Raw genomic sequence first — 20589 nt, 5'->3', positions numbered from 1 at the left:
AAGTCCGGCAAACGCGGCCTTCGCCTGTACGGGAGCAACTTGATGGACGACTTCTTTTGGCAGCCACAAGGGGCGCGACTCAGCGAGTCCGCTGCGCAAGCCTTGGCGATTCCGGGCTCACGCAAGCCCCAGCCTGGACTGTTCAGACGGCTTTGGTCCCAACACATTCAGGCTTTGGTCGACTCAGATCCAGGAGAAGCCCGCTACGCCATGGAGATGTCGGTCGAGCACTCACCAGCCACGTGGGCGATCGCGATGGAGACCAGCCCCAGCGAATGGGGGGACGCCCTCTCCCGCTGCGATGCGGTCGATCCCTTGATGTGCCGCATTGACTGGAGCCTGCCGGGGTTGGTGACTGATGGGCCGGAGTGCGGGCTTGCCGGAATCATCGAGCAGCTCGATCCCATGCGGATAGCTTTGGACGTGGTCGATGATTCGCCCAGCAGCGCATCGTCGGTCGACTATGGGCGCATCTCGCGGGCGCAAACCGAGAGCCTGTGGCTCGACGAGCGGGACCGTTGGCGGTACGACTGGTACGAGGAGCGTGTAGCGCACGATGCTGAACTCGCCGAGGAGCTTGCGTTGTTTCAGGTGGTGGCCGACAGCGATCCCCGTTTCGAGGATTCATGCGAGGAGTGGAACGAGTTCATTCTGGAGAACGGGTTGTGGCTGGGTCTGGAGCAAAGCTGCTACGAGGGTGTGTTGCTACCCGCCGACCAGCGCGCGCTGCGGCTGGCGACCTGTCCTGGGGCAATGCTGTCCAAGCTGCGCTGGCTATTCGAGTGTTGTCCGCCCCACGTGAAGCATCGCCTCGCTTTGAAGTACTGGGTGGTACTTCGCATCGATCGCAGCAAGCGTACGGGCAACCCTGATTGGCGACCCGAGCGGGCTGTGCATGAGCCGCCCGAGTCGGCCTTCTTTCGGCCGCCTAAGGTGAGGTTCCGGCCTTACTCTGGATGATCGGTGCGGTGCCGCCCAAAATGGTCGCCAGGCGTCGGTTGGGCAATTCAGGTGGCCTGACCCACATTCCGACTTTTTCAGGAGTTTGAGGAGACTCTCCAGTAGCGATATCCCTCTGAATTCCTCCGCAGGCGATCAACGGGAAATCAGGGTCGCGGTATTTTCGCCATTCTGCCCACTCGGCCATCAACTCGATGTCGACCGCGGTGAACGGATGGAGCGCGTTAAGTGGGAAGGGAATCTCCATTCCGTAATGTTACGGCCTGAGAACCGAATCCGCCACCCTGTAGAGTCTGGGCAGCTCGCTTCAACGTATCAAGCTCATACTGAGAAGCGGAGGAGCGCGTTGAAGTGGCCTGGCGCCGCTCGTGGTATTTCCATAATCGATCAGATGCCTGGTGGTTGCGGCCGCAGCGGTCATCATTGGAGGCAGCAAGATGCATTTCGAAGAACCGATAGAAGCAGAAATGGACGCATTGATGGCGACCGACACCGCGCGAGCAGCGCGAAAAGGCACGGATAGCGTGCCGCCCACTTCCCGTTTAATCAAGCCAGGGAAGAAGGCCAAACCTGAGGCTTTGATCGGCGAGGCGAGTGCCATATGGCTGGGCGATGTTCTTGCGTTTCTGAAGGGCCTGCCTGCTGAGCCAGTGTTCGACCTCATCGTGACTTCCCCGCCCTACAACATCGGCAAGGAGTACGAGAGTAAGCAGGGATTGGAGGCCTATTTGGAATGGCAGGCCAGCATCATCGATGAGTTGATCCCGCGTCTCAAAGACGGTGGGAGCCTCTGCTGGCAGGTCGGCAACTTCGTGGTAGACAGCCAGATATTTCCTTTGGACATCGAGTTCGCTCCGATCTTCAAAAGACACAAGCTTCAAATGCGCAACCGTATCATTTGGACGTTTGGCCATGGGCTCCACACGCAGCGCCGCTTCTCGGGGCGCTATGAAGTCGTTCTCTGGTATACGAAGACTCGGTTAAAAAAGGACGATTACACCTTCAACCTCGATGAGGTAAGGGTGCCATCAAAGTATCCGGGCAAGAAGCACTTCAAGGGGCCCAACGCAGGCCAATTTTCGGGCAATCCCCTGGGCAAGAATCCCGAGGATGTCTGGAATATTCCCAACGTGAAAAGCAACCACGTTGAAAAAACCATCCACCCCTGCCAGTTTCCGGTTGGGCTTATCGAGCGCCTCACCCTCGCGCTAACTAATCCGGGGGATCTCGTTTTCGACCCGTTTGCAGGCGTCGCGTCCGCGGGCGTCGCTGCCGCGATTCATGGACGTCGCTTTTGGGGTTGCGAGTTGGATGCGGATTATGCCGAGGTGGGCAGGCAGCGCATGCAGGCCGCACTCGACGGCAACGCCATCTATCGGCCTCATGACCGGCCGATTTACGACCATACCCAGAGCTCGCTGTCGAAGACGCCGCCCTCCGTCTCTGCCCCGACGGACGAGGGCTCAAGGTGAAGCACTTCACGCTAAGCCACTGCGCTGGCGACAAATGCATATCAGCGGCTTTGCGCAAAACCGTCGCCGACGCGATCACCAGCGTTACTGAAAAAGCGGGGCCTGGCGCCGCGACGCGCATTCGCGGTCAGTTGCTCTCTCAGCTTAAGGCCACGGGATGGTCTGGTGAGGTGTGCGTCTCCGCCGATTCGGACATGACGATTACAGCGGCCAAAGACGACATTGGCTTGTGCATACAGACCGGGAACATCTCGCGCGTCTACGCGGACCTGATGAAGCTGCAGGCCATGTATTTGGACAACCTCGTCAAGGGCGCAATCATTATTTTGCCCTCTCAGGACATGGCCAAACTGCTCGGTGACAACCTCGCGCAGGCAAAGCGATTGGAGCGCGAGCTCGCGATTTTCAAGAAGGCCTATCACGTCCCCACGCTCGTTTTTGCAATGGAATCTTGACATGCTCACATCGTTGCCTCTGAACCCAAAAGACTCTCGCTTCGGCTGGACGAAGGCCGCTCGCATTGAAGAGTTCGGCAAAAAGCTGGTGGCCGCCAATGGCGCAACGCATCGAGTGGTGATCCAAGGGCAGACGCAGGACATCAAGATCATCCGCGTCCATCAAAACGTGCCCAAATACCGACTTGAGAACGGGCGCACGGCGTCCGCCCAAGTAGAGCACCTCGCGAAGAATCCGCAGGAGTCAGTTGGCTTGTTCTTGGACGACCCTGAGCTTTGGAAGGCGCAGGAAATACAGCACGCCCTCCTTTTGAAGCTGGCCGAGAAGTCCGACCTTCGAAAGTATTTCGAGAACGCTGCCAACAAGCAGGTCGACCCGATCCTGCTCGACGAGCACGGCTTCGTGATCAATGGGAACCGCCGGCTCGCCACCTGGCGCGATCTTTTTCATTCGGATTCGAGCAAATTCGGGCATTTCGAATACATCGATGTTGCGGTCTTGCCACCTGTGGACACGAAAGCGATCGACCGCCTGGAGGCAGAACTTCAAATCGAGAAGGACATCAAGGCCGACTACTCGTGGGACTCGAAAGCCAACATGATGCTGGCCAAGCGCCAGCGCGAGGGCTACTCCGACAAGGAACTGGGCGAGGTGTATGGAATGAAGGAAGCAGATATCAAGGAGCTGCTCGACATGCGGGATTACGCCCACGACTGGCTCCTGTCGCGTGGCAAGGACAACATGTGGTCCCTTGTCGCGGGCGGCGAGCTTGCCTTTCGCAGGATCGTCACATCCCGCGGCAAAGTCGGCGGTACTGGAAGGCAGCAGCTTTTCAAGGAGGCGGCGTTCGCGTTGATCGACAAGCCCGACGAGGTCAAGGACAGCCTGCACGACGCTATCAACGGCATGGCGCAGCACATCGGGCCAATCATCGAGAAGCTCAAAGCCGCCTTTCCGATTTCCACTGTTGCAGTCGACGACGAAACGACGGACCTGTTCGGCGGCGGGCCGGCCAAGTCGAGCGGCGAAGCTGACGACCTGGCACTTTCAAAAGAGATCTGTAAGGGCGATAACGCCGGCGCCGCGCGCCAAATCATCGTCGAGTTCATCGAGAGCCAAAAGCAGCTCAAACGCGACACGAAGTCGGCTGAGAAGCTGCTCGACTGCTGCGCACGAGCGACCGGCGCGCTTGAGGACGGCATCAAGCTCGGCCTGGGCGCCGAGACGAAGGTCGAGGGCGTCGCCGGCCAGTTGGACAGGTTGGAGGCCCAGATCGCAAAGATCAGGGAATTCATCGCGTCGAAGGCATGCTGAGGATCGACTATCGTGAAGGCGATCTCTCGGCGTTCATGCGCTGGGAGCCGGAGGACGACGGGCAGGAGTGGCCCTCGCTCGTCCGCCGGCTGGCGATGGACCACACACCGAACGCGCGGCAGGAGGGCAGTCGCGAGCTGTCGATGCCCTGGTGGAATTTCGCCTCGCTGCGCGGCTCGATGCTCAACATCCTCAGCACGTATGGGCTGCGCCTCGGTGTCGGCTACGAGGTGGGCCCGGCCGCGCGGGAGCTCCTGCTCAGGTCGGCGCGCGCGGCGGCGGGATACGACGCCGCAGTCAGGCAGGAGTGGGTGGACCAAGCGGTCCTACGCTCCGAGCTGAAATCCCTCGGCTTTGCCCGCGACCTGTCACCGCAGCAGGCTCGCAACGTGGCCAAGATGGCGTCGCTGCCGGCAGCCGCGACTTTTTCCGTTCCTGGCGCGGGCAAGACTACCGAGGCGCTGTCCTTCTTTTTCTTCAAGGCACGGGACTCGGAGCGTCTGCTGGTTGTCGCCCCTAAGAACGCCTTCGCAGCGTGGGACGAGCAAATCGTCGACTGCATGCCGCAACTGGGGAGGCAGTTTGTGCGTCTTCGTGGAGGCCGGGACAAGATCGAGCGGATGCTGATGGACGATCCTCGCTTTATGCTGATCACCTACCAGCAGCTGGTGAACGTGGGCGACATGCTCGCGGCCCATTGCGCGCGTCACAAGGTCTTCGTCTTCCTGGACGAAAGTCACCGTATCAAAAGCGGCATTGCAAAACGCACCGCAAGAGCCGTGCTCTCGTTGGCCCATTTGCCTGTCGGCAAGCTGGTGATGTCCGGCACGCCGATGCCGCAGGCCGTCGACGACCTGATACCGCAGTTCTTTTTTCTCTATCCCGAGATCGATGCGAATGTTGACAATGTTGTCGACCTGATCAAAGCCGTATACGTGCGGACGAACAAGACAGAACTGGGGTTGCCGCCGATCACTCGCCAGCGAGTTCGCCTGCCTCTGGCTCCTCTGCAGCGCGAGCTATATCGCTTGATGAAGCACGAGGTCGCCCGCGAGGCTGCATCGGCGTTAAGTATTCGAAGCAAACAGTCGTTTCGAGCACTCGGGCGGTCGGTGACACGGCTCTTGCAGTTTGTATCGAACCCTGCGCTGCTCGCATCCGAGTTCGGCTTCGCGCACCCTGACTTGCTGGCCGCCGTTCTTGAAGAGGGTGACGGGCCCAAGTTGCGATACGTTTTGCGTCGCGCGCGGCAGCTCGCGCTCGAAGGCAAAAAGGTGTTGATCTGGTCGTCTTATGTGCGGAACGTCGAATACATCGCGGCGCGTCTGTCGGACCTGGGGGCTGTTTACATCCATGGAGGAGTGGACGCGGGGGACGAGGACGACGATGAGACGCGGGAGGGCAAAATCAAGCTCTTTCACGACGACCGAAACACCATGGTTATGGTGGCAAACCCTGCCGCCGCAGGCGAGGGCATTAGCTTGCATCGTGTCTGCCATCACGCCATGTATCTCGACCGCACTTTCAACGCGGCCCACTACCTGCAATCCGAGGATCGAATTCATCGCTTCGGCCTCTCCGCGGATGAAGAAACGATCATCGAGATCGTTGAGTGCGAGGAGACCGTCGACGAAACCGTCCTCGAGCGCCTCGACTACAAAATCAAGCAGATGGCCGCAGCCCTTGACGATTCGGCGCTCGGCGTCGACCCCATCGCGCTCGATCCAAACGATATTGAGGACTACGACTATTACTCGGTGGGATTGAAGGAAGAGGATATTGAGGCGCTGTTGCGCGACCTCGAAAAGGGGTTTGCGTGATCGCGTTGTCGCCTGGCATCGCATATGGTTGCTTCAACTTGCTGCGCCTGGCCGACGAGCACCCCATGCCGTTTCAGCAACTGCGCTCGGAGCTCCCTCGCCAGGGCGGCATGGAGGTTGGGCGATTGTTGGAAGTGGCGCAGGAGCTGCACTGGCTGCGCGCCAATGACTGTGGCATTGCAGTCCTGACGCCGGCCGGGGCGCGGCTGCTCGGCATTGACTTGGATTACTTGAAGCTCCGGCAGGCTCTGCTCGACTACGTCGAGACGATCCGGCCACCCTGGATCAAAAATGCGATCGACGGGCGTTTAAAGGTGCTGAGCTTCTCGCCGACCGAGGTCGCGCAATCATTGATCGAGGCGGAGCTTGCCCGCGGCTACGAGAACGACGTCGTCCACTTTTGGGACCGACTGGCGGCGATCGCCCGGGGGCTTAGGAACGCCGAACTCGGCGAAATCGGTCGCGAGGGGGAGCGGCTAACGTTGGCCTTTGAGCGCGAGCGAACGGGGCGTGAACCGAAGTGGAGGTCTGTAGAGAGCAACAGCGACGGCTACGACGTGCTTTCCGTTGCGTCGGCCAGCGACCTTCAACAACTGCCTATAGAGGTAAAGGCGTCGCGAATGGGGATGCGTGGAACCTTCCATCTGACTCGAAACGAATGGGACGCAACAGAGTTGATGCCACTGCATCAATTTCACCTGTGGGATCTGTCAAAAAATGGAAGTCCGACCTTGGCCGTCGTGTCTCGACCAGAGGTTGGCGAGCATGTCTCTCTCGACGTCGGCGAGGGACAATGGGGCGAAGTTGTGATTCCCTTTGCAACTTTCGCTCCACTGTTTGAGCGCACGGTTGGGCACGGCGCGAGACTTGGCTGCGCTGATAGTCACTGAGTATCCTGTGTGAGGTAAGCGGCGCGCCCACGGATGTCGCCGACGGGGATCTGCTCCTCCGACTCATCGGGAGCGGCAGCGTCTCGCACGCGCGCGCGTACATCTCCGAATCGCTCGTCGAGCGCCCCCCCAGCCCAATCAGCGGACGCTCCCGGTATCAGAAAATGCAGGGCATCGCTGCGGCATGCTGACCAGTTCGCCCATCTCCTGTCTACTAATGTCGGCTTGTAGCCAAACTGTGCAGCGAGAACGATCGATGGTGCCGCGTATGTTTGAGCATTCCAGACAAAGGCGCCTGTCATCACTACCCCGATCACGAATTACCAACGCATCAGCAACTGCGATTGCATGTTTGAGGCTGATGCCACGATTGAAGAATTGATCGACGCGCGCCACCATTCGGTCAAGCTCGCCGGTATTCATTGCGCTTGTGTGTGGCCAGCAATCACGATCAGGGTCATCTCTGAAATCGTTAGCCGGTGGTTGCCCCGCCGAGTCGAAATTCTTTAGATGCCCCGGGGAAGGGCCTACAAAACCTACAAATCTGGGTTTCGTTGGTTTCGTAGGGAGCGACCCGGGCCCGTCCAGCTTCTTCAGTCGGGCAAGCCAGCTCTTATCGCCCGTCCCTTTGCAGAGGGGTTGATCCGATATCGCTCGCTCGGCCTGCCGCCTGCCGCACCTCCTTGGATCACATCTCGCCGCAGCCAGTCGAAGTCGCAGAGCAGGTCAGCCGCCTTGCGTACAGCTTCGGGCGTCGGCATGCCGGTCCAGCCCTTCACCGCGACCTCACGCGGCGTAAATGAATCGATCAGGGCGCCGGCCTTGATCTTTCGCAGAAGCCCCGCGGCCGCCCCGGTTTCTGGCGTCGTCGCCGCGCTATAGAGGCGCTCGGCATGGCTGCGAAGGTAGTCACACCACGCCAGTGCTCGGAGTAGGTCTCCCTCTTTGATCAGCTGCGTATCTGGGTTTTCCAGCAGCGCAAAGATTAGCGCCAGGGCTGGGATCAGCTTGCGGTATTTCGAGAGGTGGCCTTCCATCGCAGGGTGCAGCTCCCCGAGCTTCAGTTCCTGGCCCAAATGCGTGCTCCATTCCACATACAGAGCTTGTGCCTTGGGGTCGAATCGCCAAACTTGGGGCTCGGTGTCGCTGGCAGGTTGAAGATCTGCCAGCCGCTTAAACGCTTCCCATGCGTGCGCTTTTGCAGCTGTGTCAGGCCATTGATCGACATGGACGAAAGCCCCAGCCGTATCCGGCCATACGGTGAGGCCGAATCGCTGCAGCAAGCCGTCATCAGCACTGCCCCCTGCTACGGCTCCCCGAACATACTCCTGCACCCGTCCCGGCTGGATGCCACCGATCATCGAGAGGCAGATTCGAGGGATATGCACTGTGCCGCGGCCGATGCGATCAAAGGTGTAGCTTTGATTGCCGTCATAGCTTTGCAGGTAGAACGAGCGTGCACCTTCTTGGCCTTGTTTGTCCATGCTTGTGAGCAAGCCGTACAGCTCATCCCGGTAGCTCAGGATGCCCCATGGGTTGGCATTCAGCAGTTCCCCCAGCTTCTCCACCGTGGCATCGTTTACGGTGAAGCGGCGGGCGATAGGCTCGGCAGCTACTACTTCGGGAATCAAAAGCGAACGCGCCGCCGCCGGGTCTTTTGATGCGAGTCCTTTGGCCTTTTTCTCCCGCTCGGCACTGGCCAGTTCGGCGACTTTGCTGTCAAGCGTCCAAGCCTCATGCGCGGCTTCGTGCAGTTCAAATTCAGCCAATTGCAAATGAAACAAGGGTTTTAAAGCCTCCCCCAACGCCGGAGATTTCATGACGCCGGGGCGACCCACAATCAGGCCCCATAGATTGGGCACCACTTGCCAGTCATCGAACTCTTTAGGCTGCACTACTGCACGCGCGCCGATCAGGCTGGACGCAGCAATAACTGCGCCAACGGCGGCAAAGTCGGGCGGGCATTGCATGCGGTGAGCAATGTCAACCACCCATCCGCGCAGGTTCGACGGCAATAGCTCGGGGTCGAAGGACTGCACCGGCGGCAGGGCATCGGGCAAAGGCGTTGGCTCAGGCCACTCTTCAGGAACTACCCGCGCGGTTTCGAAGGCAGCGCGAACAGTGCCCCTTGAGTCAAGGACCGTGCTCATGCTGAAACCGCTTGGCCTGCCAGCCGGTGCAGGTCGTTGAAGTCAGTGTCCTCCTCGCCGCGGGGCAATCCGGTAAATATCGGCACCGCCAGCAGGCCCCCCACGACGCGGGTCGCCTCAGTAGCTGCTGTAAGACCTGGGTTGCCTTCGGTCTTCCAGTCGTCATCGGCGCAGAGCACGAGCGTGATGCCAGGGTACTTTGCGCGCAGCGCCTGCGCAACGGCCAGCAGGTTGCCGGAATTGAACGCGATTGCCACGGCATGTCCCGTATTTTCGTGAAGGGTGGCGCCAGTGGCGTAACCCTCGCAGATCGCCAGCTTCCCACGAGGCTGGCCAATAGCGTGATAGCAGCCCTTGACCTTGCCTCCGGGCTGAAAGCGTTTCGTGCCATCGAAGGCAATAGCCTGAAAGCTGTGCATGCGGCCTTGTGCGTCACGCACAGGGATCAGCAGCGTGTCATTCATCTCGACCCGTATGCCGTAAGCGCGAACGCCCTTGGAACTTAGATAGGGATGCGCCTCAACAGGGGACGCGGCAGTCCAGCGAATCAGGGCGGCAACCGCTGCATCGGACTGGCGCTTGCGCTGCTCTTCACTGTGTTGGCGACGAAGAGCGTCGATGCGCAATGCCAAGGTTTTCCGTGCAGATGGTGTCAGCGTGCGCTCGTGATGACGGGTTTCCACGTAGCCACACCGAAAACAATGGGCTATCCCGTGATCATCGGCAGCCACGGTGAGACCCATCGTTTTATCGCTCCGTTTCCCCGGACAGGCTGGACAAAATACTCGATGCCCTCCAACAGAGAACTCGGCCCATTGAATGCTGGGGTTCATGTTGGGCATCTCAGTTCACCGACTCGAGCCAGGCTGTGACAGTGCTCGCACGGAATCGCGTGCAGCGCGCTCCCTGCTTGATCGGCGCGGGGAAAGTCCCAGCCTTTATTTTTGCGTACAGAGTCGACCGACTCAGCCCGGTGAGCGCCGCAACGGTGTCGAGTCGAAGGAGCGCAGCAGGATTGTTTGCCGCCTCAATCGGTTGGCGAAGAACCTTTGCGCTGACAGGAGGAACCGCTCGGGGCAGGGGCAGGGGGCGTCTGCTGGGCATCCCCAGAGTTGGGAGGTTCGCTAAGGGAGCGAGCTTCCAATGATGTCCGTTTGTGGCCACTTGGGTACCTTGATATGTAGTTGTACAAGGTTCTGAAGTGTTACCACATTTTTTCCCTATTCAAGGGGGGTCGAACTTTCCCGGATTCACTTGGCTGACTTCGCACAACACAGACCGGGAGTTGTTTAACGATCCGAACCCTCGCTGGTGAGGATGGGGCTACCAGATTGTCCAGCCTCAAGCGCCGTCACTAATGCACCCCAATCGTCCATGATCAGGCGCCGCTCACTAAGGTGCTCGCTCCGGGCGTAAGCTGCCACTACCTTGCTGCGTTCGGCGTGGTCCAACTGACGCTCCAGTGCAGCCACACTCCAGCCTCTTTCTGAAAGTAAGCTCCGTGCAGACGCACGGAAGCCATGCAGTGTCTGCCTGCCTTGATATCCCATCCGGATCAGCATGCGCCCGATTGTGTTCTCGCTCATAAAGCCGTCAGCGCCGAAGCTGTTGGGGAAGACGTTGGTCGTGTCGCTGGTCAGTAGATGGATGGCTTTCAACGTCTCGACGGCAGCCTGAGATAGTGGAACGATGTGCGCTTGATTTAGACCCTTGCCCATCTTCATGCGGGCTGCAGGAATGCGCCACTCGCGGCTATCGAAGTCGATTTCTCGCCATTGAGCCAACCGCAACTCTTGCGAGCGCACGAACGTGAGCAGCGCCAGGCGAGTTGCAAGCAAGGTGAGTCTGTCGGCCGCTTGATAACTCTGTAGGTCCCGCAACAGCGTGCCAAATTCCCGGCGGTCAGTGATCGCCGGCCGGTGCTTGACGCCGGGTAGCACGATCGTCTTCACCAAATCGGCGGCCGGGTTGTATGTAGCTCGGCCGGTGGCGATGCCATAGCGGAATATCTGGCCGCACAGTTCCCGCAGTCGGGTTGCTGTGTAGGCTGCGCCGCGACTCTCTACTTTTCGTAGCATCGCCAGCAATTCGGGCGGGGTAACCGTTGCGATCGGGCGGTTGCCGATGACCGTGAAGACGTCGGACAGCAAATGCGTCATCGTTTTTGCCGCGGTTACGTTCGACCATCTCTTGGAGTTGGCCTTGTGCCAGTCAAGCGCCACCGCCTGAAAGCTGTTGGCTGCCTCTGTTGATACCTTGACCTTTGCGGCCTTGCGCGCTTCGCCTGGATCCTCACCGCGACCGAGAAACTGCTTGGCAATCTCGCGCTGCTCTCGAGCGTCTTTCAGGCCAACGGCGGGGTAAACACCAAACGCAAGGCGCTTTTCTTTGCCGCCGAATCGGTACTTCAATCGCCAGTACCGCCCGCCAGTCGGAAGGACCTCCAAATAAAGGCCCCCGCCGTCGGCATGCTTGCCGGGCAGGGTGAGGTTGCGAAGCTTCGCATCTGTCAATTTCATCGGGCATCCGTCGCAGGGTGGGGGCACATTTGGGGGCAGATTCTGCCCCCGCTCTGACGACTTCAAGCATTCATGCGGGTTGGCGGGCCATGTTCGAGTCAGACAGGCGGCACCACCCTATTCGACCCCGTCAGGACCGCGCCGTTCTCAGCGGCGCGCCTGGACTTTGATCCGGATCGTCGCGACATCCCATCCCCTTGATTTCAGCCGTGTGACGAGCATCGGGGAGAGCTGTCGCAGCTTGGCGGCGGCGGCACTTCCGGTGACCAGCACACACCACACATCGCCCTCGGCAGGGCCCGGCTGCAGCGCCGCGCGCATGTCCACGGGGATCAGCTCCTCCACGGCTTTCAGCCTTTCGGACGCATCGCGCGCCCGCGCGAGCAAGCTGGCGAGCGTGGGCGACTCGTGGGCGGCTTGCTGCAGGGTGAAAGGGGCGGTGCGACGGTTCATGGGAGAGCACGAGGGCTTGGGCGGGGCGGCTAAAATGCCAGGTTTGCCGACATGCGTGTGTCGGCCGTTCAGTGCGAACCGGGCCCACTTGCTTTACGGCCGGGGGCGCCCAACTGCATTCACCATATCTTAGGGAATTCGGTCGCGGCATCTGACTTCCAGATGCTCGTTCCTTCCTCCATCCATGGCCAACAACTTCCTGACCCAAATTTTCGGCAGTCGCAACGACCGGCTCCTCAAGCAATATCGCAAGACGGTCGATCGCATCAATGCGATGGAGCCGGACTTCGAGAAGCTCAGCGACGACGCGCTGCGTGCCAAGACGGTGGAGTTCAAGGAGCGCGTCGCCCGGGGCGAGTCGCTCGACGACATCCTGCCGGAGGCATTCGCCACCGTGCGCGAAGGCTCCAAGCGGATCATGAAGATGCGCCACTTCGACGTGCAATTGCTGGGCGGCATGGCGCTGCACAACGGCAAGATCTCCGAGATGCGCACGGGCGAAGGCAAGACGCTCACCGCAACCTTGCCGGTGTACCTGAACGCGCTGTCCGGCAAGGGCGTGCACGTGGTCACGGTGAACGACTACCTCGCAAGTCGCGATGCCAAGTGGATGGGCCGCCTCTACAACTTCCTGGGCCTGACCGTCGGCATCAACCTGCCCCAGATGCCGCGCGAAGAAAAGCAGGAAGCCTACGGCAGCGACATCACCTACGGCACCAACAACGAATACGGCTTCGATTACCTGCGCGACAACATGGTGTACGAGCCCGGCGATCGGGTGCAACGCGGCCTCAATTTCGCGATCGTCGACGAGGTGGACTCGATCCTGATCGACGAAGCCCGCACGCCGCTCATCATCAGCGGCCAGGCCGAAGACCACACCGACACCTACCTGGCGATCAACAAGGTGGTGCCGCTCCTGACCAAACAGGAAGGCGAAGCCGATCCTCGCACCGGCGAAGGCGTGATCAAGGCGGGCGATTTCACGGTCGACGAGAAAACGCACCAGGTGTTCCTGACCGAAGACGGCCACGAGAACGCCGAGCGCATCCTGACCGAGTTCAAGCTGTTGCCCGAAGGCGCGTCGCTGTACGACCCCACCAACATCACGCTGATGCACCACCTGAACGCCGCGTTGCGCGCGCGTCACCTGTATCACCGCGACCAGCACTACGTGGTGCAGGAAGGCGAGGTCGTCATCGTCGACGAGTTCACCGGCCGGCTGATGAGTGGTCGGCGCTGGAGCGATGGTCTGCACCAGGCCGTCGAAGCCAAGGAAGGCGTGAACATCCAGGCGGAAAACCAGACGCTGGCCTCGATCACCTTCCAGAACTATTTCCGGCTCTACGGCAAGCTGGCCGGCATGACCGGCACGGCCGATACCGAAGCCTACGAATTCCAGGAAATCTACGGGCTCGAGACGACGATCATTCCGCCCAACCGTCACAGCAAGCGCGACGACCAGCTCGATCGCGTCTACAAGACGACGCGCGAAAAATACGAAGCCGCCATTCAGGACATTCGCGAGTGCTACGACCGGGGCCAGCCCGTGCTGGTCGGCACCTCGTCGATCGAGAACTCGGAAATCATCGACGAGCTGCTCAACAAGGCGGCCTTGCCGCACCAGGTGCTGAACGCCAAGCAGCACGCGCGCGAAGCCGACATCGTGGCGCAGGCCGGCCGCACGAAGATGATCACGATCGCGACCAACATGGCCGGTCGCGGCACCGACATCGTGCTCGGCGGCAACATCGAGAAGGTGATCGAAGCGGTCGAGAACGACGAGTCGCTCGACGAGGCCGGCAAGGCCGCCGAAGTCGCGCGCATTCGCGCCGAGTGGACCAAGGACCACGAGTTCGTGAAGTCGCTCGGCGGCCTGCGCATCATCGCCACCGAGCGTCATGAGTCGCGCCGCATCGACAACCAGTTGCGCGGGCGTTCGGGACGTCAGGGCGATCCGGGTTCGTCGCGCTTCTACCTGAGCCTGGACGATCCACTGATGCGCATCTTTGCCGGCGACCGGGTCAAGTCGATCATGGACCGACTCAAGATGCCCGACGGCGAGGCAATCGAAGCCGGCATCGTCACGCGCAGCATCGAAAGCGCGCAGCGCAAGGTCGAAGCCCGCAACTTCGATGTGCGCAAGCAGTTGCTCGAGTACGACGACGTGTCGAACGACCAGCGCAAAGTGATCTACCAGCAACGCAACGACATCCTCGACGCCACCGACCTGCGAGCGCAGATCGCTGCGCTGCGCGAGGGTTGCTTCACCGACCTGGCGCGCCAGTACGTGCCCGCGGAATCGGTCGAAGAGCAGTGGGACCTGAACGGTCTTGAGAGCGCTTTGGCAAACACCTGGGGCCTCGATTTGCCGCTCGTCCAGGAAGTGGAAGCCGCAACCGCCATCGCCGACGACGAGGTCGTGGAAAAAGTCGTCGCGGCGGCCAACACGGCTTTCGACGCGAAGCTCGCGCTGATCGGCGAAGAAAACTTCGTGCAGTTCGAGCGCATGGTGCTGCTGCAAAGCATCGACAGCCAGTGGCGCGAGCATCTGGCCTCGCTCGACTACCTGCGCCAGGGCATTCACCTGCGCGGCTATGCCCAGAAGCAGCCGAAGCAGGAATACAAGCGCGAAGCGTTCGAGCTGTTCGGCCAGTTGCTCGACTCGGTCAAGAACGAGGTCACGCGCCAGCTCATGACGGTGCGCGTGCAGTCCAGCGAGCAGCTCGAAGAGGCCGCCGAAGCACTCGAGAGCCGCGGCGAAAATGTCTCGAATCTCACCTACACCGCGCCGACCGAAACCGGCGAAGTGGAGGTGCGGGTCGATGAAGAAAACCAGCGCCGCATCGCGGCCGCGGGTCTGGGCGCGCTCGGCGCCGAGGCCGCCGCCTTTGCGCGCGTGGGACGCAACGACCTCTGCCCTTGCGGCAGCGGCAAGAAGTTCAAGCATTGCCACGGCAAGCTCAGCTGACCTGAAGACACCACCATGCCTGTGAATCTGTCCGCTCCCGATCCCGCCGCCTTGTTCGCGGTGCCCGGCGTCCGCATCGGCGTGGCCGAAGCCGGCGTGCGCAAAGCCAACCGCAAAGACCTGACCGTCGTGCTGATCGATGAAGGCGCGGCGGTTGGCGGTGTCTTCACGCTGAACCGTTTTTGCGCCGCACCGGTGCAGGTGTGTCGCGACCATCTGGCGCGGAACTACGGCATTCGCGCCATGGTCATCAACACCGGCAATGCCAATGCCGGCACCGGGCAGGACGGGCTCGCACGCACGCTGCAGACCTGCGTGGCACTGGCTCGCGAGCTGGACATTGCGCCCGAGCAGATTCTGCCGTTCTCGACCGGCGTGATCATGGAGCCGCTGCCGGTCGACCGCATCGAGGCCGGCCTCCCGGCCGCACTGGCCGATGCGGCGCCCGACCATTGGGCACGGGCTGCAGAGGGCATCATGACCACCGACACCGTGCCCAAGGCTTTCAGCCAGCAGGTGCAGATCGGCGGAGTCACGGTGACCATCACCGGCATCAGCAAGGGCGCCGGCATGATCCGCCCGAACATGGCCACCATGCTCGGCTTCATGGCGACCGATGCGAAGATCGACCCGGCACTGGTGCAGCCGCTGGCGAAGGCGCTGGCCGATGCATCCTTCAACCGGGTGACGATCGATGGCGACACCTCGACCAACGATTCGTTCGTCGTCATCGCGACGCAGAAGGCGGCACACGCGCCGGTCGCTTCGCTCGATTCCGAAGACGGCCGCACGCTGGTCTCGGCGATGCAGAACGTGGCGCGCCAGCTGGCCCAGGCCATCGTGCGCGACGGCGAGGGCGCCACCAAGTTCATCACGATCCGTGTCGAAGGCGGACGTGATTCGGCCGAATGTCGGCAGGTTGCCTATGCCGTCGCGCACTCGCCGCTGGTGAAGACGGCGTTCTTTGCGAGCGACCCCAACCTGGGCCGCATCCTGGCCGCCGTGGGCTATGCCGGCATCGACGACCTCGACCAGACCGGCATCGATCTCTATCTCGACGACGTGCATGTGGCCGTCGACGGTGGCCGCAACCCGGCCTACCGCGAGGAAGACGGCCAGCGCGTCATGAAGCAAAGCGAGATCACGGTGCGCATCGGCCTCGGCCGCGGCAACGCGAGCGACACGGTGTGGACCTGCGACCTGAGCCACGACTACGTGACCATCAACGCCGACTACCGTTCATGAACGAGCAGTTCCAGCGCCTGATCGAGCGCGCCGAACAGCTCATCACGCGCATTGAAGCGGTCCTTCCCCAGCCGTTGAGCGCGCCCTCCGACTGGAACGCATCGATTGCCTGGCGCTACCGCCGCCGCAGTTCGGGCCATGGCGTGATGGAGCCGGTGCGCCACGTGGCTGCGATGGCGCTCGACGATCTGAGGGAGATCGACGCGCAGAAGGAAAAGATCGAGCGCAACACGCGGCAGTTCGTCGAAGGCAGGCCGGCCAACAACGTGCTGCTGACCGGCGCACGCGGCACCGGCAAGTCTTCGTTGATTCGCGCCTGTCTGCAAACCTACGCACCGATGGGCCTGCGCCTGATCGAGGTCGACAAGGCGGAACTGGTGGACCTGCCCGACATCGTCGAGGTGGTGTCGGGACGCCCTGAAAAATTCATCGTCTTCAGCGACGACTTGAGCTTCGACGAGGGCGAGCCGGGCTACAAGGCGCTCAAGTCGATCCTCGACGGTTCGATCGCCGGGTCGGCGCCCAACGTGCTGATCTACGCGACCAGCAACCGCCGCCATCTGCTGCCCGAGTACATGAAGGACAACCTCAGCTACACGCACACGGACGACGGCGAGGTGCACCCGGGCGAGGTGATCGAAGAAAAGATCTCGCTGTCGGAGCGCTTCGGGCTCTGGGTGAGCTTCTATCCGTTCAGCCAGAACGAATACCTCACGATCGTGGCGCAGTGGCTGTCGTCTTTCGGCGTGACGCCGGCGGCCATCGAAGCGGCCCGGCCGGAGGCGCTGGTGTGGGCCCTCGAGCGGGGTTCGCGCAGCGGCCGCGTGGCCTACCAGTTCGCGCGCGACTACGCCGGACGGGCGAGCCTGTGACGGCGGTGTCTGCGCGGCAGCACACCGAAGTGGCGGTTGGCATCCTGATCCGCGAGGCCGACGACGCACTGCTGCTGTCGACACGGCCCGAGGGCAAGCCATACGCGGGTTATTGGGAATTCCCGGGAGGCAAGATCGAAGCCGGTGAAACCGTCGAACAGGCGTTGCGGCGCGAGTTGCAGGAAGAACTGGGGATCACCATCGCAAGCGCCATCGCCTGGAAGGTGACCGAGCACGACTATCCGCACGCATTGGTGCGCCTCCACTGGTGCAAGGTGACCCAGTGGACGGGGGACTTTGAGATGCGCGAAGGGCAGGCCATGAAGTGGCAGCAGCTTCCGCTCGAGGTGACGCCGGTGCTGCCGGGCGCGATGCCCGTGCTGGGCTGGCTCGCCGACGAGCGCGGCGTGTCTTAGGCGCGCTGATCGCCCGCTACTGCAGCTTCGGGTCGCCGAACGGATCGTCGTCCGGCGGCGCATCGGCCGGCATCCTGAATTCTTCGCTGGCCCAGGCGCCGAGGTCGATGCCCTTGCAGCGCGCGCTGCAAAAGGGGCGATACGGGTTGCTGGCGGCGTAGACACTGTCGCCACCGCACGCCGGGCAGCGCACGATGCGCTCGCCGATTTTTCCGGTCTCGCTCATGCGCAAAGGGTAAGTTCGAAAGGTGCGGCTTCGCCGGTCTGGTGCAGACGGTCGTCAGCTTCGTGGCGCATGAGGCGCACCGACACCATCAGCCGGTTGCCGCTGATCTCGGGCACCAGTCCGAGGCTCGGGTCGATGCGCAGGCGCAGCAACTGGAAGCTGCGGCCCTGGGGCAGGCTTTGCTGGAACTGGCCGTTGGTGGCGATCACCTTGTAAGGGACATCGGCGTCGCGCAGCAGCTTGAGCAGCAGATAGATCGATTCGGCGAGCGGCGCCAATGTGACGAGCCAGCGTTCGAGGTCGGATCGACGCGACGCCGCGGTGCCGTTCTGCCACGCGAAATAGGCGGGCAAGTCGAACTCGCACGTGCCGCCCGGAATGCCGACGCGGCTTCGAATGCTCATCAGCCATTCGTTTTCCGTCAGCGACTGTCCGGCCTTGCCGGGAATGGTGTTCAGCGCAGCGAAGTTGCGTTCGAGCTGCCCGACGACCTGGTCGAGCGCCTGCTCCGAAATGGCCGGGTTGCCGCGGTAGCTGTTGAAAACGTTCTTGTGCTTGTCGAGATCGCGCAGGACATCGGCCTTCAGGTCAGCCCGCGCCGCCACGTCCATGATCTCGAAGATCGTGACGAGGGCGTAGTGATGCGACAACGCGGAATCGGCAGGCACCAGTTCGCCGAGGCGACGAAAGAGATGCTCCAGCCGAAGGTAGGTGCGGATGCGCTCGTTGAAAGGGTACTCGTAGAGAATCAAGCTGCTCGGTTCCTGTCACAGGTCATCATAGCTTTACCGTGCCTGTACGGGCGGTGGTTCTACAGGGCGAATCACTTGCAACATCCGGTCGCCAAGTTGCAACTGTCCGTGCATCGACAGATGCGTATCGTTCGGAAAATAGAAGTCGCGGACCCGACCCCGTTCCTCGGCGGCGAACCGGAAAAGATCGGGACCGATCCGTGCGTCGTTGAATGCCTTCATGAAGTCCGCGTTGTGCGCGGTGTCGATGTACACCGTGGTCTTGTCCGGGATCACCATCCAGATGAACTTGAAGTCGGGGTGGGCGGCATTGAACGTCGTCATGAACGTCACATCCGCCGGCTTGAGTGGCGGGTTGTCGGTGTCCTCGTAGAAGAACAGGGCTTTCTCGCACAGCTTGTGACTGAAGTACAGGCAGCCATCCTTTACCGGGCGGACCCACGTTTCCTCCGAGTACTCCGTGTCGCCCGTGGCCCGGCGCGCCTTGCGCGTATTGAGCCAGGTGATGATTCCGGTGGTGAGCTTGGCGCTTGAATTGAGCTGGAAGCCAGGCACCTGTTCCAGCGGCTCGAGGAAAGGCGTGGTCTTGACCTGCGGTTGCTTGATCATGGCGTTGCACGTCTGGCTCTTGGCGACGCGTTCGCTGAGCAGCCGCTCCACACTCTCCACGACGACCAGCTTGCCCTTGAACCCCGCATGCTGCGCCCAGGTCGTGAAATCGCTGCACAGGTAGCCGATCTGGCCCCAGTAGATGGTCGACACGGCATAACCGGCGGCTACCAGTCTGGACTGCCAGCGATGCGTCATCGAGAAGCTGTCGCCGATCACGAGAACGTCGGCTTCGGTGAGCGGCACGCCCTTCACGAGCGACTTGTCCACGACCGGTGGCGGAGCCAGCCAGCCGAAGTCGGCATCGGACAAGCGGCCGATCCGGCTCAGGTCGCCATAGGGCGCCGGGGTGAACAACGTGACGACGAGCATTGCGCTGACCACGGCAAAGCCGGCAACGAATGTCTTGAGCCAGGCAGACGGGGCCGTCATGACGCGCGTGCGTTGCGGTTCGGCGCGCCGATCGCAGATTGCACCACCTTCAACATCTGTTGCCCGAAATAGAGCTGACCCTGCATCGACCAGTGTGTGTCGTTCGGCCAGTAGAGATCTACGACCTCACGGCGCGCGACGCGCGCCATCGAGAAGAGATCGGGGCCAATGGCGAGTTCATTCGCTCGCCTTTCGAATTGCTTCGCGTGCTCGGCGTCGAGATAGACCGACGTCTTGTTGGGAATCACCATCCACAGCATTTTCGTCGGTGCCGCCCGATCGCGGATTTGGGCCAGAAATTCTGCGTCATCGATGGTGAGTTCGCGGAATTGCCTGTCGTGCATCAGAAAAAGACCATGCTCGCACATGCGGTTGCTGAATTGCGCGCAACCGTCGGGAACGTTGGCTGCGAACACGGAATCGCCATAGCGCGGCACATTGAAAACCACGTCGTTCTTGCCCATATAGCGGATTCTCTGGGTGTTGCGCCACACCTCCAGCCCGCTGAACACCGTGCCGTTCCAGTTGACCTTGAAGTCGGGCGCAGCGGCCGACGGACTTGAAGGGGGTATCGGTACAGCAGTGAAAGGTCGACGCATTGCCTTACAGGCTTGTGCGTTGGAAATGCGCTGGGGCATCACGCGTTCGACACTTTCAAACAGTACGAGCTTGCCCGCGAAGCCAGATCGGCGTAGCCACGGTCCGAAGTCATCGCAAATGGCGTCGATGTTGTCCCAATGCGTCGTCGCCACGCGGTAGCCCGCTTTGACCAATACCGATTGCCATGCGAAGAACATCGAATAGCTGTCGCCGATGATGAGGACGTCTGCATCCTGGATCGGCGCGTTGACGATGTCGGCCATGGCGATCGGCGGCGGCGTCGAGCGCCAACCGAACTCGCGCTCGGAGATTTTTGCGATACGGGTCATGTCGCCGTGCGCAGGTTGCGTCGACAGCGTGACCATCAGGTTCGCGAACAGCACCCCGAAGGCCATGAGAAAGAGTCCGAGCCAGACGCGCGACGCCTTCATG

General features: G+C 61.4%; 21 protein-coding genes. 10 read left to right on the top strand and 11 right to left on the bottom strand.

Features of this window, described 5'->3' with window-relative positions; all coding sequences use genetic code 11:
• Positions 1-42: 42 nt before the first annotated feature.
• On the top strand, positions 43-960 hold the full coding sequence (locus tag AX767_RS05360; RefSeq protein WP_068629310.1) for a hypothetical protein: 918 nt from the start codon (positions 43-45) through the stop codon (positions 958-960).
• Here the strand turns inward: AX767_RS05360 and AX767_RS21260 are convergent.
• Complete coding sequence (locus AX767_RS21260; RefSeq protein WP_156480964.1) at positions 929-1207, bottom strand: hypothetical protein; 279 nt, start codon at positions 1205-1207, stop codon at positions 929-931. The two genes, AX767_RS05360 and AX767_RS21260, sit on opposite strands and share 32 nt — an antisense overlap.
• A 190-nt stretch (positions 1208-1397) precedes the next feature.
• Here AX767_RS21260 and AX767_RS05355 point away from each other — a divergent pair, with 190 nt between their 5' ends.
• From AX767_RS05355 to AX767_RS05335, 5 genes are read left to right on the top strand one after another with little or no spacing between them, the layout of a single operon-like run.
• Entirely contained in the window at positions 1398-2432 is a 1035-nt protein-coding gene (locus AX767_RS05355) for a DNA-methyltransferase (protein WP_210392560.1), read from the top strand.
• On the top strand, positions 2429-2887 hold the full coding sequence (locus AX767_RS05350) for a BglII/BstYI family type II restriction endonuclease (protein WP_068629309.1): 459 nt from the start codon (positions 2429-2431) through the stop codon (positions 2885-2887). The genes AX767_RS05355 and AX767_RS05350 overlap by 4 nt, the downstream gene beginning before the upstream one ends.
• 1 nt (position 2888) lies before the next feature.
• The gene (locus AX767_RS05345) at positions 2889-4202 is read left to right on the top strand and encodes a hypothetical protein (RefSeq protein ID WP_068629307.1); all 1314 of its coding nucleotides are present in this window, start codon (positions 2889-2891) and stop codon (positions 4200-4202) included.
• A complete protein-coding gene (locus tag AX767_RS05340) occupies positions 4196-6022 on the top strand; it encodes a DEAD/DEAH box helicase (RefSeq protein WP_210392558.1) in 1827 nt (608 codons plus the stop codon). The genes AX767_RS05345 and AX767_RS05340 overlap by 7 nt, the downstream gene beginning before the upstream one ends.
• Positions 6019-6912: a DUF3883 domain-containing protein gene (locus AX767_RS05335; RefSeq protein ID WP_068629305.1), complete on the top strand. Its 894-nt coding sequence runs from the start codon at positions 6019-6021 to the stop codon at positions 6910-6912. Before AX767_RS05340 ends, AX767_RS05335 begins: the two co-directional genes overlap by 4 nt.
• A 138-nt stretch (positions 6913-7050) precedes the next feature.
• Here AX767_RS05335 and AX767_RS21255 read toward each other — a convergent pair whose 3' ends face one another.
• The 6 genes from AX767_RS21255 to AX767_RS05315 all read right to left on the bottom strand — a co-directional run bounded on the left by AX767_RS21255 (position 7051) and on the right by AX767_RS05315 (position 12034).
• Positions 7051-7335 (bottom strand): hypothetical protein, encoded by a 285-nt coding sequence (locus AX767_RS21255; protein ID WP_156480963.1) that lies wholly within the window; start codon positions 7333-7335, stop codon positions 7051-7053.
• Between the two features lie 170 nt (positions 7336-7505).
• Entirely contained in the window at positions 7506-8972 is a 1467-nt protein-coding gene (locus tag AX767_RS05330; RefSeq protein ID WP_168164805.1) for a YfjI family protein, read from the bottom strand.
• Positions 8973-9058: 86 nt separating this feature from the next.
• Positions 9059-9895 carry a toprim domain-containing protein gene (locus AX767_RS05325; RefSeq protein WP_168164804.1) on the bottom strand — a complete coding sequence of 279 codons (837 nt, stop codon included), beginning with the start codon at positions 9893-9895 and terminating at the stop codon, positions 9059-9061.
• A 10-nt stretch (positions 9896-9905) separates the two neighbouring features.
• Complete coding sequence (locus AX767_RS20920) at positions 9906-10166, bottom strand: helix-turn-helix transcriptional regulator (RefSeq protein ID WP_082754831.1); 261 nt, start codon at positions 10164-10166, stop codon at positions 9906-9908.
• Between the two features lie 185 nt (positions 10167-10351).
• A complete protein-coding gene (locus tag AX767_RS05320) occupies positions 10352-11581 on the bottom strand; it encodes a tyrosine-type recombinase/integrase (RefSeq protein WP_068629299.1) in 1230 nt (409 codons plus the stop codon).
• Between the two features lie 147 nt (positions 11582-11728).
• Complete coding sequence (locus AX767_RS05315) at positions 11729-12034, bottom strand: hypothetical protein (RefSeq protein WP_068629297.1); 306 nt, start codon at positions 12032-12034, stop codon at positions 11729-11731.
• A gap of 184 nt (positions 12035-12218) precedes the next feature.
• Here AX767_RS05315 and secA point away from each other — a divergent pair, with 184 nt between their 5' ends.
• Genes secA through AX767_RS05295 form a run of 4 tightly spaced genes read left to right on the top strand, consistent with a single transcriptional unit; the run spans position 12219 to position 17538 of the window.
• A complete protein-coding gene (gene secA / locus AX767_RS05310) occupies positions 12219-15005 on the top strand; it encodes a preprotein translocase subunit SecA (RefSeq protein ID WP_068629295.1) in 2787 nt (928 codons plus the stop codon).
• 15 nt (positions 15006-15020) lie between these two features.
• Entirely contained in the window at positions 15021-16250 is a 1230-nt protein-coding gene (argJ, locus tag AX767_RS05305; protein WP_068629293.1) for a bifunctional glutamate N-acetyltransferase/amino-acid acetyltransferase ArgJ, read from the top strand.
• On the top strand, positions 16247-17122 hold the full coding sequence (locus AX767_RS05300) for an ATP-binding protein (RefSeq protein WP_068629291.1): 876 nt from the start codon (positions 16247-16249) through the stop codon (positions 17120-17122). The genes argJ and AX767_RS05300 overlap by 4 nt, the downstream gene beginning before the upstream one ends.
• Before the next feature lie 5 nt (positions 17123-17127).
• On the top strand, positions 17128-17538 hold the full coding sequence (locus AX767_RS05295) for an NUDIX domain-containing protein (RefSeq protein ID WP_443082768.1): 411 nt from the start codon (positions 17128-17130) through the stop codon (positions 17536-17538).
• A gap of 16 nt (positions 17539-17554) precedes the next feature.
• Here the strand turns inward: AX767_RS05295 and AX767_RS05290 are convergent, their stop codons facing one another.
• Genes AX767_RS05290 through AX767_RS05275 form a run of 4 tightly spaced genes read right to left on the bottom strand, consistent with a single transcriptional unit; the run spans position 17555 to position 20588 of the window.
• A complete protein-coding gene (locus AX767_RS05290) occupies positions 17555-17764 on the bottom strand; it encodes a DNA gyrase inhibitor YacG (protein WP_068629287.1) in 210 nt (69 codons plus the stop codon).
• Positions 17761-18516, bottom strand: coding sequence for a cell division protein ZapD (gene zapD / locus AX767_RS05285; protein ID WP_068629284.1), 756 nt, complete (start codon positions 18514-18516; stop codon positions 17761-17763). The genes AX767_RS05290 and zapD overlap by 4 nt, the downstream gene beginning before the upstream one ends.
• Positions 18517-18549: 33 nt before the next feature.
• A complete protein-coding gene (locus tag AX767_RS05280; protein WP_237288557.1) occupies positions 18550-19497 on the bottom strand; it encodes a hypothetical protein in 948 nt (315 codons plus the stop codon).
• A gap of 56 nt (positions 19498-19553) precedes the next feature.
• Entirely contained in the window at positions 19554-20588 is a 1035-nt protein-coding gene (locus AX767_RS05275; protein WP_068629280.1) for a hypothetical protein, read from the bottom strand.
• Between the last annotated feature and the right edge of the window lies 1 nt (position 20589).

The sequence above is a fragment of the Variovorax sp. PAMC 28711 genome, assembly GCF_001577265.1.
Taxonomy (GTDB): Bacteria; Pseudomonadota; Gammaproteobacteria; order Burkholderiales; family Burkholderiaceae_C; genus Variovorax.
This window is presented reverse-complemented; position numbering and strand designations above follow the sequence as displayed.